The sequence below is a fragment of the Clostridium sp. C1 genome (assembly GCF_018223625.1).
Classification (GTDB): Bacteria; Bacillota_I; Bacilli_A; order Erysipelotrichales; family Coprobacillaceae; genus Allocoprobacillus.
This window is the reverse complement of record NZ_CP073631.1, coordinates 444,249-457,521: the sequence shown is the minus strand read 5'-3', so window position 1 is coordinate 457,521 and position 13,273 is coordinate 444,249. Positions and strand designations below refer to the sequence as shown.

The window sequence follows — 13,273 nt, the reverse complement described above, 5'->3', positions numbered from 1 at the left end:
ATCACTTTCAATCTTTCATATCACTATTCATTAGCCATAACATCTAAACGATGACGACGTTTCATAGCATCTTTTTCACATTTATCCATTAATCCTTCAGCATGTTCTGGATTGACTTTAGATAATTGTGCAAATCTGTTTTCACTTAATAAGAAATCTTTGAATTTTGTGAAATCAGGTTCTTTAGAATCTAACTGTAATGGATTCTTTCCTTGTTCTTCTAAACGAGGATCATATCTTAATAAGTTGAAGTATCCACATTCAACAGCATGTTTTTGTTGTTGTTGATGATTTGCTAAACCACCTTTAATACCATGTTCCATACATGGAGAATAAGCAATAATTAATGATGGTCCATCATATGCTTCAGCTTCTTTGAATGCTTTAATTGTTTGCATTGGATTAGCTCCCATAGCCACTTGTGCTACATAAACATGTCCATATGCCATAGCAATCTGTGCTAAATCTTTCTTGGCTACTGTTTTACCACCAGCAGTAAATTTAGCAATAGAACCAGCTTGTGAAGATTTAGAAGATTGTCCACCAGTATTTGAATAAACTTCTGTATCAAGAACTAAGATATTAACGTTTTGATCATTAGCAAGAACATGGTCTAATCCACCATAACCGATGTCATAAGCCCATCCATCTCCACCAATAATCCATTGAGATTTTGTAACAAGTTCACCTTTCATATCTAATAATTCTTTGATACCTTCACATTTTGAAGCTTCAACTAAAGATACTAATTGATCATAGAGTTTTCTTTCTTCAACTCTTTGACCTTTAACACTTGCATATTGATCTAATACAGTTTGAAGTTCTGGTTCACATTCAGCTTTATTTCCTTCAATGATTTCTAAGATACGTTTAGCCATATAATTTTCAGCTAATTTCATACCAAATCCATATTCAGCATTATCTTCAAATAATGAGTTAGCCCATGCAGGTCCTTGTCCATTTTCATCTATTGTACAAGGTGTTGATGGTGTAGAACCACTATAAATTGAACTACATCCAGTTGCATTTGCAATTCTCATATCAGCTCCAAATAATTGAGAAGCTAAACGATAATAAGGTGTTTCACCACATCCACCACAAGCACCAGATACTTCAAAGTATGGACGCATAAATCCAACACCTTTAACAGTTGTTGTTGGGTAGCGATCAGCTTTATATGTCACTTTTGAATAAATATGATCAGCTAAAGAAGCATGTGGTAATTCTTCTTTCACTGGCACCATAGATAAAGCTTTCTTTCCAGCTTTACCTGGACATTCAGTCACACATAATCCACAACCAACACAGTTATCTGGAGAAACTTGGATACGATAAACTAATCCATCAACATTTCTACCAATTGGTTTTAAAACATCATTTGAAATATCTTCTGGCATAGCTTTCATTTCATCTTCATCAATTAAGAAAGCACGAATTGTTGCATGAGGACAAACCATAACACAGTTATTACATTGGATACAGTTTTCTTTTTCCCAACGTGGTACATCAATAGCAATCGCACGTTTTTCTTTAATCGCAACACCAGATTTCATTGAACCATCTAATTTATCCATAAATGCTGAAACAGGTAAATCATAACCATCTAAGGCATTGATTGGTGCAACGAAGTTATCAAAGTAATCGTCACCAGTTCTTGCTCTTGTAGCAGTCACTGTTAAATCAGACCAGCTTGCATCAACAGGAACTTCAACAATAGCATCTTTTCCTGCATCAATAGCTTTATAGTTCATTTCTACTACAGCATCACCTTTTTTACCATATGTTTTCTTAGCCATTGCTTTCATATATTCAACAGCTTTATCAACTGGTAAAATTTGTGGATTTAATGCAAAGAACGCAGATTGAAGAATTGTATTTGTATGTCTTCCCATGCCAATTTCACTAGCAATCTTTGTTGCATTAATAATATAGAATTTAGCATTCTTATCAGCTAATTGTTTCTTTAATTTATTTGGTAAATAATCAACAATTTCTTTTTCATCAAATTCTGTATTTAATAAGAATGTTCCACCTTTTTTCAAGTTTTTCAACATATCATATTTCAATACATAGTTATCTAATGAACAAGAAATAAAGTCAGCATTATTAACATAGTATGTTGCACGAATTGGTGTATGACCAAATCTTAAGTTAGAACGTGTTGCTCCACCTGCTTTTTTACTATCATATGCAAAATAAGCCTGTGAATATAAATCTGTATGATCACCAATAATCTTAATAGAAGATTTATTCGCTGACACTGTTCCATCTGATCCTAAACCATAGAATAAACAAGATGTATAATCTGCATCAACATGGAAGTTTTCATCTTCTTTTAATGATAGATGAGTTACATCATCATTAATACCAATTGTAAATGATGTAAATGGATTTTCATCTAATAAATGATCGTAAACAGCTTTGATTTGACGTGGTGTTGTATCTTTAGAACCCATACCATAACGTCCACCAATCACTTTGATCTTTGTATCTTTTAAAACTGAACATACATCTAAGTATAATGGTTCACCAGTTGCTCCCATTTCTTTTGTACGATCTAATACAGCAACTTTTTCTACAGTTTCTGGTAAAACACTTAATAAATATTTTGGTGAGAATGGACGATAGAGATGAACTTTAACCAATCCAACACGATCTCCACGTTTATTCATTTCATCAATTGTTTCTTTAATTGTTTCAGTCACAGAACCCATTGCAATGATCACACGTGATGCATCTTTTGCTCCATAATATGTAAATGGTGCATATTCACGACCAGTGATTTCTGAAATCTTTTTCATGTAGTCAGCAACAACTTCCACAACAGCTTCATAATGTTTATTTTGTGCTTCTCTACCTTGGAAATAAATATCATCGTTTTCTGCTCCACCACGTTCAATTGGATTTGTATGTGGATTTAATGCCTGAGCTTTAAATTTCTTTAATGCTTCTTTATCTAATAAACTTTCTAAAACATCATAATCCATGACTTCTACTTTTTGAATTTCATGAGAAGTTCTAAATCCATCAAAGAAATGAATCACAGGAACACTCGCTTTAATTGCAGTTAAATGTGCAATACCTCCTAAATCCATAACTTCTTGAACGCTATGAGAACAAATCATAGGAACACCAATTTGACGACATGCATAAATATCTTGATGATCCCCAAAAATATTTAAAGCACGTGTTGCTAAAGCTCTGGCAGCCACGTGGAATACACCAGGCAATAATTCACCTTGAATTTTATACAAGTTTGGTATCATCAATAATAAACCTTGAGATGCCGTAAATGTAGTTGCTAACGCACCACCTTGCAATGCTCCATGTACAGCTCCAGCAGCTCCAGCTTCTGACTGCATTTCGATAACATTAACTGCTGAACCAAAAATATTTTTCTTTCCTTGAGCAGCCCATGTTTCCGCATTTTCAGCCATTGGAGAAGATGGTGTAATTGGATAAATACTAGCAACTTCACTAAATGCATATGCGACATGTGCAGCAGCAGTATTTCCATCCATTGATAAATACTTTTTAGACATAATTTTCTTTCCTCCTATACCCTATAGTATACTCTTATTGATAAGAAATTTCCATAAGAAAACTTTATTTTCATCATAAACTCATAAAAATCTCAATATTTTCTATTTCTTGTCAAATCCACTTTTTTTATCAATCAAAAAATGATAGAATAATGGCGAAAAATGAAAGGAGTCACGCATGAAAAAAAGAAACTGTTTTATTGGACAATCCGGTGGTCCAACTGTCGCAATTAATGCCTCACTTGCCGGAATCATCCATGCCTGTAAAGAAAGTCAACAATTTGAACATGTCTATGGAATGGTTAATGGTATCATGGGATTATTGGAAAGTCGTTACATAGATTTACTGGAACTCTTTGATAATCAGGAACATTTAGATCAACTGATGCATTCCCCAGCTATGTATCTAGGATCATGTCGCTATAAATTACCTCATTTTCAAGATGATCCTCAAACTTACGAGAGATTATTCCATACTTTTCAACAATTAAATATTACTGATTTCTATTACATTGGTGGCAATGATTCAATGGATACAGTGGCTAAATTATCAGCATATGCCAATACTATTCAATCTTCTATTCGTTTTGTTGGTATTCCTAAAACGATTGATAATGATTTAATGGGAACAGACCATACACCCGGTTTTGGATCAGCCGCAAAATATGTTGCGACTTCTATGTTGGAAATTGCTTATGACAGTTCCATTTACAAATTGGATGCTGTAACCATTGTAGAAATCATGGGAAGAAATGCAGGTTGGCTGACAGCTGCCAGTGCTCTTGCCAGAACTCAATGCAATGAAGCCCCTGATTTGATTTATCTTCCTGAAGTTCCTTTTTCTACAGAAAAATTTTTAGATGATATTCGTGAAGTGTTCCGTCACAAAAAGAATATTATTATAGCTGTAAGTGAAGGAATCAAAAATGAAAATGGTGAGTATTTAGATTCTGATTCTAAATATACAAAACGTGATGCTTTTGGTCATGTTCTTCATTCCGGGACAGGAAAAGTTTTAGAATCACTTGTCTACCAGGAATTTAAATGTAAAGTCCGCAGCATTGAACTTAATGTTTTACAAAGATGTGCTATGCATATTGCTTCAAAGGTTGACTTAGAAGAATCTTTCCAGATTGGCGAGGCTGCAGTTCAAGCATCTATGGCAGGTCAAACAGGCATCATGATGACTTTTGAACGTCTACAAAATCAACCTTATCAAATCAAATGTAATTATCAGGATGTTTTAAAAATTGCAAATTTAGAACAACGTATACCTGTAGAATGGATTAATGATGCTCATAATGACATTACATCTGAACTCTACAATTATCTTATTCCTTTAATTCAAGGTGAAGTCACTGTTCAATTTGAAAATGGTATTCCATGTTATAGTAATATTTCTCATTTACGTTATAAATAAAAACCACGTTTTGGCGTGGTTTTTATTTATAACCTTTCAAATATCTAAAAATAAGTTTTTGATACCATTTTAAGGATTGATCATATTGAATGATCCATTGTTTATATAAATGATAAAAATGTTGCCATTCTTCATGAGTTAAAACATGTGAAGAATACTTAGCTTTATAAGCAATTGACTTTAAATCACCGTCATTTATAAAATGGTGTGGACTCAACTTCAATAAAGTTTTATAATAAATCAAAACTTTTTTGTTTGTGTTCATATGCCTTGTTTTCATTTTTAACCAATGTGTTGAAAGATAGCGATACATCAAAATGAAAACAACGATACCTGCTATAACAACAAACATATAAACATAAGTATAAGATGATGATTGTGATGGTGTTGGTGTATCAACAGTTTCATTTTGGACTGGATCATCTTCTGGTTGTGTTGTTGTAGGATTATTTGTATTGGTATTGGTCTGATTCTGTTGAGCATTTTCATCAAGAATCTGACTAATCCCTTCAATATGACCAGATGGTGTCATTTCATAAGGAATCCAGCCTTTTTGACTCTCATAAACCTCTATCCATGCATGTGAGCGATATTCTGGGATTTTGGCCTCTCCATTATGAAAATCACTTTCTTGCATAGTATATCCACGTACAAAACGTGTAGGAATATTCATCTCTCTTAATAATAATGCTCCTGCAGTCGCAAAATGAGTGCAGCTTCCTTTATGATTTTCAAAGAGGAAATATTCTACAAAATCCTGATTGGAAGGCAATGTTCCGGCATTTAAATCATATTCTGCTTGACGAGATAAAAGCTCTCGAACTTGTTCAACAACGAAAGGAATATTCGTAGATGAAGAATCAATATCATTTTCTTCTAACAGATTTGTAAGTGACTCATCAAGTTCTTCGGGAACATCCAAATATTGTTGATAAACATATTCTTCATAAGTTTCGTCAAAATTATCCGGAACAAAGAACACTCCTTCCTCTAACTCCATTTGAGAATCATCTTCATAACTATAAACAGAATAAAACTGTTCATCTGTTTTTTCTATATAGGAATCATAATATACAGTATGTTGTTGATATTGATCGATGAAATAATAAGGAATAAATTGAAAATCATAATCTTTTTGAGGTGTAATTTGAAGCGAGGTAATGCTTGGAATGGAATTAGCCATGAGCCATTCACTATACATTGTTAATGAGGGGCTATTTTCAAAGTTTTCTGACACTTCATGCCATTCATTATCACTATAATTGGCAAGTGAATAAGCTCTTAAATAAGATGAAAAAGGAATTTCTGAATGCACAGTCAAAGCCAGGCTATCATCAAGACGAATATTGCCTGAAGGTAATGTTCCATCAATATCTCGACTCATACCTGTTTGATTAAACACGTTCAGTGGATTCCCTTGTCCCCTAGAAACCCAGTCTATGATTTGAGATAGAACCGAAGATGATTCTTGTTGAAACAAAGGATTTGTTTCTAAATAGGAAGATGCTATAAAGGACATCACACATAAAAATAAAATGATTACTATTTTTAATGGATATTGTTTTTGTTGATGTTTTAAAGCTATCGTTATTATAAATTCATAACAAATAAAAATAATAAAAGCATAACTTTCTTGAAAAGACAGCTCATGTTGAATAAAAACAGGAAACATAAACAAAAGAATCATACCTATTATTTTTAAAAATGAAAGTTGTTTATTGCTGATTAAAGAAACAATAAAATAAATTATCGGTAAGCCCATTAAAAGCATAATGATTTGATAAAACACGTCACGTGTATAAAACTCCAATGGTAACAACTCATTAAAATTCAAAAAATAATCAAATTCAATAACCGCTTGAAGTTCATGTATAAAGTATTGTAACTCTATTGGATATAAGACGAATAATAGAATAATTAAAACAATAAAAATAATGACACATATTTTTTGTGGTAACTTCTGATACTTTTGATAATAGAAATAAAATCCTATTCCTATAATATATAAGAGAATAAGACTTAACCAAATGAACTCTGGAAAATATAAGGAATGTACATAGTTTCCCAGTAATCCAATACATCCCAATGCCATCATCAAAAGATCAATCATAAAAGCAATGTATTTTGAAAAACCATTTATTTTTTTCATTGATGATGCACCTCCAGATTTTGACCATGTATGAAACAATAAGAACGTGGCATCAAAGAAAAATCTAATGATTCTATAGGTTTTTTCATAATCCATTTGATGGAAACAACAAGTTTATCTAAAGAATCAACAAACTGTGTTTGTAATGAATACTGAGAAGCTGTCACAATCTCAAAAGTTTTATTAGCTTTTAATAAAGATACACACACCGAATAAAAATAATCAAACTGTTCATCATAAAAATCATTATTTTCTTTATACTCCATCATCAAAAGCCATCTTTCTTGAAGGGGTTCACTACCAACTTTCACAAGAAGTTCTTGAAATTTCGATGACATGTTCCAATGAATATGTTTTAATTCATCTCCTTCACGATAAGATCTGATTTCAAAAATTTCACTATAATCATCACCTTTTTGATGAATTGATGAATGATCTTCCTGTTTATCATACATATGCACCTGTTGTAACGTTATATCTATAGGATAATAATGTGGCATGACATCAAATGATTTTTGTAGAGATAATTTTTTGGTCACCGAAAAGCATTGAAGTAAATCAAAACATCTGATGCGATTAACTTGAATGATATAATGTCCACAATGAGGACAAGCAATGGTTAAATCTTGTTTTTGATCATCAAGAGTCATATGATCTTTGGTTACCACCTTAGAAAAAGCATCTATAATCTGATAGTCAATCACAATTTTGCCACAATCAATAGGCGTGTGACTTTGACGATAAAAAGTCACAGTTACATTTTCATCACGTAAACAATAATGGGGTTGTATTTCCATTGTTATGGTTGTTTTTCGCATAGGAATGATACTTAAAAGTAAACATAACACTAACAAGCTTAAAAACATGAAAAACAATAAAAATGAAAAATATCCTAAGACAAAAAACCAGAGTAAATAAAGAAGAATTAAAAAAACAAGATATTTGATAAGATTTTTCATACTTTAAACTGTGGTTCTCCAATTGTCTTTAAGATTTCAGCTATGATTTGATGTGCAGATATTTTATTCATTTTCGCATCATATGTCAAAATCAGACGATGTGCTAAAATCATTGGAGCTACATATTGAATATCTTGTGGAATCACATAATCACGTTCATTTAAAAAAGCATAGGCTTTAGCTGTTTTCATCAGTGCAAGTGACCCTCGTGGTGATGCTCCCTGCTCAACTTGAGAATGTGTTCTAGTGGCTGTAATTATTTGCATAATATAATGATAAATATCATCATGAACATAAACTTGATCAATCTTTTGTTGATATTGCAAAATTGTATCCGGTGTTAATACTGGATGAATATCGTCGAGTGGATTAGATGTTTGACGTTTTTTCATAATATCTATTTCTTCCTGAAATTGTGGATAACCCAAACTCAAGCAGCTCATAAAACGGTCCATTTGAGAATCAGGCAGCAATTGTGTTCCTGCTGATCCATAAGGATTTTGGGTTGCTATAACACAAAAAGGTTGTGGCAAAGTATAAGTTTTCCCATCCACTGTCATTTGTCCTTCTTCCATCAATTCCAATAAAGCCGCCTGTGTCTTACTTGATGTTCGATTCATTTCATCAGCTAGAAGCAAATGACAAAAAGCAATTCCTTCTTTATATTCAAACTGTTGTGTTTGGGGATTATACATTGTAAATCCAACAATATCACTTGGCATAATATCCGGTGTTAATTGAATACGATGATAATCCATTTGTAAGCATCTAGATAAAGCTAATGCTAAATTTGTTTTCCCTACACCTGGAATATCTTCTAATAAAATATGACCCCTGGAAAGGAGTGTCACAAATATCTTCATAATCACTTCATCTTTTCCAATAACAGCTTTTTTGATTTCTTGTATAGCCTGTTTAATTTCTTGATTCATTTTTTCACCTCATTCTTTTTATTAGTATAACAGATATCTCCTCATTACAAAATAGAGAGATAAAAAAAGGAAATCTATTTTTCATAGATTTCCTTTTGATAACCAATATAAATATTTTGATTATCCACAAGAATTGGACGTTTAATCAGCATTCCATTTTGTGATAATAGCAATGCCGCTTCCTGTTCACTCATATCTTTTATTTTTTCTTTTAAATTCATTTCACGATAAACTTTACCAGATGTATTGAAGAATGGTTTGATTCCTTGCCCTTTTTGTTGTATCCAATGAAGTAATTCTTCTTGACTTGGAGTTTCTTGAACAATATCCCTTAATTCAATATCAAGACCTTGTTCTTTTAATTTTTTTAAAGCTTTTAAACACGTACTACAGCGTGGATAATAAATAAATTGCATTATGCCACCTCCAATAAAGATAATGCGACTCTTTTTTTCTTTAAATCAATATCATAAACATAAACATCTAAAATATCACCTACATGACAAATATCTAAAGCATGTTTCACTTTATGTGTAGACATTTTAGAAATATGAATTAAACCATCATTTTTTAGACCAATATCAACAAAAGCTCCAAAATCAACAACATTTCTAACAACCCCTTGTAATTTCATTCCTTTTTTCAAGTCTTCAATTTTTAAGACATCTTTTCTTAAAACAGGAACGTTATATTCATCACGAGGAGAACGATGTGGCGAAACAAAAGCATCCAATAAATCTTTAACCAAATAAGAATCAAGGTGTAAATCCTCTTGAATTTGTTGCGTAGATGTTGTTTCAATCACTTCTTTAGCACGAGGTGTTCCAATATCTTCTTTATGAAGATGGAGATATTCTAAAAGATGCATTGCATCCTGATAATTATCAGGGTGAATGCTCGTTTCATCTAACTTTTCATTTCCTGATAAAATTCTTAAAAATCCTACTGCTAGTTCATATGTTTTATCGCCTAATTTTTTTACATTTTTAATATCGTGACGAGAAGTAAATTTCCCATGTTCCTCACGATATTTCACAATATTTTTGGCTGTTGTCATTGTCAGACCAGAAACATATTGCAATAGTGATGGTGAAGCTGTATTAATGTTAACTCCTACTTGATTGACTACTTTTTCAACAACAAAATCTAATTGTTCTGTTAATTTCTTTTGATTCATATCATGTTGATATTGCCCTACAGAAATCGCTTTGGGTTCAATCTTTACTAGTTCAGCCAATGGGTCTTGTAAACGTCTGGCAATAGATACAGCTGATCTTTCTTCAACTTGATAATCAGGAAATTCTTCTTTTGCGATAGCACTTGCAGAATAAACACTTGCTCCAGCTTCTGATACAATCACATATTGAACATCGAGCTGATATTTTTTTATAAACTGAGCAATAAAACTTTCTGTTTCTCGACTTGCTGTTCCATTTCCAATCGCAATAATTTCAATTTGATATTTTTGAATCATAGATAACAGTATTTTTTCATCTTTTGTATAATGATCCTTTGGAATAGTAATAAATACTTTATCGATATCTAATACCTTTCCTGTTGGATCAATCGCTGCCAATTTACAACCCGTTCTAAAAGCCGGATCGATTCCAAGCACAAATTTATCTTTCATAGGAGCCTGTAACAATAAATTTTCCAGATTAATAGAGAACACATTTAATGCTTGTTCCTGTGCTTTTTCAGTCAACTCATGACGTATTTCTCTTTCTACAGAAGGAAAAATAAGACGTTTAAAAGCATCTTTAACAGTTTCTTCAATAAAACCTTGTAAAGAAGATTCACGTCTACGCATGACTCCTTGAACAATATATTGAATAAAACGTTCATCGTCAATTTCAATTGAAACAGTAAGTACTTTTTCTTTTTCAGCACGATTGATGGCTAAAACACGATGGGAAGCAATATATTTAACTCTTTCTTGATAATCATAATACATTTCATAAATACCATCTTCTTCATCAGGATTTGTCTTTTTGACATGGGAAGTTAAGATTCCCGTTTTATATATCATATCTTTTGTGTATTTACGATAACGTGGTTCATCACTGATTTGTTCAGCAATAATATCTTGTGCTCCTTGAATAGCCTCATCAATACTAGAAACTTGTTCATTGATATACTTTTGCGCTTCTTTTTCTAAATCAAAAACTCTTGGTAACTTTAAAATAGCTTGAGCCAATGGTTCTAATCCTTTGGCTTTAGCCATCGTTGCCTTTGTTTTCTTTTTTTCTTTGAATGGTCTATAATAATCTTCAACTTCACTTAATTTAGAAGCCTTAAGAATATTTTGTTTTAATTCTTCTGTCAACAAACCTTTTTCATCAATCAAACGGATAACATCATCTTTACGTTCTTGAAGATTTAACTGATATTCATAAACTTTTGAAATTTCTCTAATTTGATCTTCATTTAGACCTCCCGTTTTTTCTTTACGATAACGAGCAATAAAAGGAACAGTTGCTCCATCCTCTAATAAAGATAAAACATTTTCTATCTGTTGATTGGAAATAGATAGTTGAATAGCTATTTTCTGTATAATTTCTTGATTCATAAAATCCTCCAATAATAAAAAAACACATTGATAGACAATGCTTAAAATGGTGCATCTGATGAGATTCGAACTCACACGGAAATACTTCCACTACCGCCTGAAGATAGCGTGTCTACCAATTCCACCACAGATGCAACAAAATAAATTGGTGCAGGTGATGAGACTCGAACTCACACGGAAATACTTCCACTACCCCCTCAAGATAGCGTGTCTACCATTCCACCACACCTGCATTTAGCTTATATATTATAACAAAAATCCTATTTCTATGCAATAAGGAATAGAGAATTCACTCTATTCCTTAATCAAATCGTATAATGCTTTTGCATAAATCGCTGTTGCTTTCATCAAGTCATCAATAGATATTTCTTCATTATTTTGATGAATTTTATTATCACTGTCAGGAAATTCCACACCAAAAGCAACACAGTTTGGCATAGTCTTCGCATATGTTCCTCCACCAATCGCTTGTGGTTGATGTTCATGGTCACCTGTAAATTCAACATATGCATTATGCAGTTTTTGAATTAGTTCACTTTGAGGATCTACATATAATGCTTTTCCTAATTCATGTGTTTCTGTTAAAGAATAAGATTCCAGACATTGGTGCATCTTTTTCGTTAACTGTTCATCAGTCACTTCATGAGGAACACGCATATCTAAAATCATACTAACATGTTCATCTTTATAGTTAATGACACCCAAATTAACAGTGAGAGGTCCCATCAACCCTGTATAAGCTATACCAAGTTTCTTCCCATAACAATCTTCATAGAAGTATTGATCAATCAATTCAACAAGCTTATTTTGTGATACTGTTTTTAAATAATGACACATATATACAGCTGCATTGATTCCCAACTCTGGTGTAGAAGCATGTGCAGACTTTCCTGTTAAAACTAGTTTTGTATGATTACCTTCTTCTTCAATATTACCTTCTAAATGATATTTTGATAAATAGGCTAAAAAAGATTCTTTATATTGTTTATATGATCCTATTAAGTAAGCCTCACAAACTTCTGGTACAATATTAGGTCTTGTTCCAGAATATAAACCAATTAAATTGTCTTTATCAATTGTTCCTGTAATTTTAAAATTAACCCCTGCCTTTTCCCCATAAACGACTGGAAATTCTGCATCTGGAGTGAATCCCATTGCAGGATAAGGCTTTTTTGTAAAATAATATTGCATACATTTAGAACCATTTTCTTCATTACATCCAAAAATAATTCTTGTTTTCATTTTCACTGGCAACTTTAATTCGTGAATAATTTTAGCAGCATAGTAACCAGCTATTAATGGTCCTTTATCATCAGCTACACCTCGACCATATAGTTTTCCATTTTCTAATGTTGCCCCATAAGGTTCAGTATTCCAACCCTTAGCATTACATGGAACAACATCTAAATGTCCTAATATTCCAAATGTTTCCTCTTGATCTCCTATATCTATATGTCCTGCATAACCATCGACATTTTCACAGATAAAACCATCTCTTTTTCCAATTTCTAACATAGCTTCTAAAGCTTCACGACACTTTTCTCCAAAAGGTTGACCTTCGTTAGCTGTTGTTTCATCTAAAACAGATGGTATTTGGCATAATGTTTGAATATCTTCTATCATTGCATCTTTTCTTTTATATACTTCTTCTAAAAAATCTATCATTTCTCATTCACCTCTCAATTATTATAGCAAACATTTT

Annotated in this window: 8 protein-coding genes and 2 tRNA genes; 1 reads left to right on the top strand and 9 read right to left on the bottom strand. The window is 32.2% G+C overall.

What is annotated here, in order from left to right; genetic code table 11:
* Positions 1–23: 23 nt before the first annotated feature.
* The gene (gene nifJ / locus KEC48_RS02325; RefSeq protein WP_211964113.1) at positions 24–3,542 is read right to left on the bottom strand and encodes a pyruvate:ferredoxin (flavodoxin) oxidoreductase; all 3,519 of its coding nucleotides are present in this window, start codon (positions 3,540–3,542) and stop codon (positions 24–26) included.
* Between the two features lie 178 nt (positions 3,543–3,720).
* On the opposite strand from nifJ, the gene KEC48_RS02320 reads away from it, so the two are divergent.
* The gene (locus KEC48_RS02320; protein WP_211964112.1) at positions 3,721–4,962 is read left to right on the top strand and encodes a 6-phosphofructokinase; all 1,242 of its coding nucleotides are present in this window, start codon (positions 3,721–3,723) and stop codon (positions 4,960–4,962) included.
* Positions 4,963–4,984: 22 nt separating this feature from the next.
* Here KEC48_RS02320 and KEC48_RS02315 read toward each other — a convergent pair whose 3' ends face one another.
* The 8 genes from KEC48_RS02315 to pepV all read right to left on the bottom strand — a co-directional run bounded on the left by KEC48_RS02315 (position 4,985) and on the right by pepV (position 13,236).
* Positions 4,985–7,111 (bottom strand): transglutaminase-like domain-containing protein, encoded by a 2,127-nt coding sequence (locus KEC48_RS02315; protein WP_211964111.1) that lies wholly within the window; start codon positions 7,109–7,111, stop codon positions 4,985–4,987.
* A complete protein-coding gene (locus KEC48_RS02310; protein ID WP_211964110.1) occupies positions 7,108–7,908 on the bottom strand; it encodes a DUF58 domain-containing protein in 801 nt (266 codons plus the stop codon). The genes KEC48_RS02315 and KEC48_RS02310 overlap by 4 nt, the downstream gene beginning before the upstream one ends.
* A 158-nt stretch (positions 7,909–8,066) precedes the next feature.
* Positions 8,067–9,002 (bottom strand): MoxR family ATPase, encoded by a 936-nt coding sequence (locus tag KEC48_RS02305; RefSeq protein ID WP_211964109.1) that lies wholly within the window; start codon positions 9,000–9,002, stop codon positions 8,067–8,069.
* 74 nt (positions 9,003–9,076) lie between these two features.
* Complete coding sequence (locus KEC48_RS02300) at positions 9,077–9,418, bottom strand: arsenate reductase family protein (protein ID WP_211964108.1); 342 nt, start codon at positions 9,416–9,418, stop codon at positions 9,077–9,079.
* On the bottom strand, positions 9,418–11,571 hold the full coding sequence (locus KEC48_RS02295; RefSeq protein WP_211964107.1) for a Tex family protein: 2,154 nt from the start codon (positions 11,569–11,571) through the stop codon (positions 9,418–9,420). The genes KEC48_RS02300 and KEC48_RS02295 overlap by 1 nt, the downstream gene beginning before the upstream one ends.
* Positions 11,572–11,618: 47 nt before the next feature.
* Positions 11,619–11,705: transfer RNA gene (locus tag KEC48_RS02290), tRNA-Leu, on the bottom strand.
* A gap of 12 nt (positions 11,706–11,717) precedes the next feature.
* Positions 11,718–11,803, bottom strand: a tRNA-Leu gene (locus KEC48_RS02285).
* A 62-nt stretch (positions 11,804–11,865) separates the two neighbouring features.
* Entirely contained in the window at positions 11,866–13,236 is a 1,371-nt protein-coding gene (gene pepV, locus KEC48_RS02280; RefSeq protein WP_211964103.1) for a dipeptidase PepV, read from the bottom strand.
* Positions 13,237–13,273: the final 37 nt, after the last annotated feature.

Coding starts and splice junctions, on each gene's coding strand:
- nifJ (WP_211964113.1), bottom strand. CDS start 3,542: ATGTCTAAAAAGTATTTATCAATGGATGGAAATACTGCTGCTGCACAT.
- KEC48_RS02320 (WP_211964112.1), top strand. CDS start 3,721: ATGAAAAAAAGAAACTGTTTTATTGGACAATCCGGTGGTCCAACTGTC.
- KEC48_RS02315 (WP_211964111.1), bottom strand. CDS start 7,111: ATGAAAAAAATAAATGGTTTTTCAAAATACATTGCTTTTATGATTGAT.
- KEC48_RS02310 (WP_211964110.1), bottom strand. CDS start 7,908: ATGGAAATACAACCCCATTATTGTTTACGTGATGAAAATGTAACTGTG.
- KEC48_RS02305 (WP_211964109.1), bottom strand. CDS start 9,002: ATGAATCAAGAAATTAAACAGGCTATACAAGAAATCAAAAAAGCTGTT.
- KEC48_RS02300 (WP_211964108.1), bottom strand. CDS start 9,418: ATGCAATTTATTTATTATCCACGCTGTAGTACGTGTTTAAAAGCTTTA.
- KEC48_RS02295 (WP_211964107.1), bottom strand. CDS start 11,571: ATGAATCAAGAAATTATACAGAAAATAGCTATTCAACTATCTATTTCC.
- pepV (WP_211964103.1), bottom strand. CDS start 13,236: ATGATAGATTTTTTAGAAGAAGTATATAAAAGAAAAGATGCAATGATA.